This window comes from Pedobacter chinensis (assembly GCF_003339865.1).
GTDB classification, from domain to species: domain Bacteria; phylum Bacteroidota; class Bacteroidia; order Sphingobacteriales; family Sphingobacteriaceae; genus Pedobacter; species Pedobacter chinensis.
The window spans coordinates 1-1,265 of record NZ_QPKV01000024.1 but is presented as its reverse complement, the minus strand read 5'-3'; the positions used below and the strand labels follow the sequence as shown (position 1 = coordinate 1,265).

Genomic DNA, 1,265 nt, shown 5'->3' with positions numbered 1-1,265 from the left:
TGGAATTGCAATAGAAAAGTAGAGACCTTTTTATGCAGCTTCTGTTTTTTCCCCAGCGATGGTCTGCCCGGCTTGTTCGGGAGTGTTATAGTCCAATGCTGAATGCCTTCTCTTTCTGTTATACCAGACCTCGATGTAATCGAATATCTCGATTTTGGCTTGAGCCTTGGTTTCAAACTTGGTATGGTATACCAATTCTGTTTTCAAGGTTTTGAAAAAGCTTTCTGCAATGGCATTGTCCCAGCAATTTCCTTTTCTACTCATACTCTGCAATACCGGCATCCCTTTTAGGTATTTACGGAATTCATGGCTTGCATATTGTATGCCCCGGTCACTGTGGAATATCAGTTCACCATCCAAAGGTCTGTTACGTACTGCCATTTTCCATGCTGCTACTATCGTAGAGGCAGCGGTCATGCTACTGTCCATGCTCCAGCCCACAATCTTACGATCAGCCAGATCCATGATCGTCGTAAGGTATAGCCAGCCTTCGCCAGTTCGGATATAGGTGATATCACTGACCCATTTTTCGCCTATTCCATTGGTACTGAAGTCCCGCATCAACAGGTTTTCGTTTACGCGATAGAGATGGTTTGAATTGGTAGTTACACGATACTTGCGCTTCACAATGCTCTTTATCCCGTTTTTCTGCATTAGTCTGGCGATACGTGGACGTGAGGCAATAATACCCGATGCCTGAAGTTCCCTAGCGATGCGGGGGCTGCCGTAACGACCCCTGCTCATGGAATACACCTCCCTAAGCTGTGCCAACAGTTCTGAATTCTGGCGTTGCCAGAATCCGATTGGATCTTTTGCCCATTTGTAATAAGAACTACTATTGATGCCAAATATCTCCGACATCTTCCCAACGGGATAGATTGCCCTGTTCTGGGCTATAAATCCGTATATCCCCCGTCTCCCTTGGAGAAGATGCCTACTGCCTTTTTTAGGATGTCACGTTCCAATTCCGCATTTTTAAGTGCTTTCTTCAATCTCCGGATTTCCTGTTGCTCTTCACTAAGTCCAGGCTTGTCCATCATTACCTTACCTCCATTGAACGCTGGATTGTTACGCCATTTGCTTAATCTAGAAGCGTCTAGCCCCAATTCCTCAGCTGCTTCCTTTACAGATGTCTTTACCCTGGACAGCTCTACTGCCATCTTTTTGAACTCATCGTCAAATACTCTGTGTTTCATATATGCCAAATTTAAAATTACATTTCAAATCTGCTCCATAAATGTCTCTACTCAAAGATAGCAACTCCA

2 protein-coding genes are annotated in these 1,265 nt (G+C 44.4%); both read right to left on the bottom strand.

The annotated features are described in order from the left end of the window. Nucleotides 1-30 precede the first annotated feature (30 nt). Nucleotides 31-897, bottom strand: a complete 867-nt coding sequence (locus DU508_RS23685; protein WP_233509722.1) for an IS3 family transposase — start codon at nucleotides 895-897, stop codon at nucleotides 31-33. Continuing rightward, the gene (locus tag DU508_RS23680) at nucleotides 894-1,196 is read right to left on the bottom strand and encodes a transposase (protein ID WP_115405130.1); all 303 of its coding nucleotides are present in this window, start codon (nucleotides 1,194-1,196) and stop codon (nucleotides 894-896) included. Before DU508_RS23680 ends, DU508_RS23685 begins: the two co-directional genes overlap by 4 nt. Nucleotides 1,197-1,265: the final 69 nt, after the last annotated feature.

Excerpts from the sequence above, each read along its gene's own strand:
- DU508_RS23680 (WP_115405130.1), bottom strand. The coding sequence starts at position 1,196 with ATGAAACACAGAGTATTTGACGATGAGTTCAAAAAGATGGCAGTAGAG.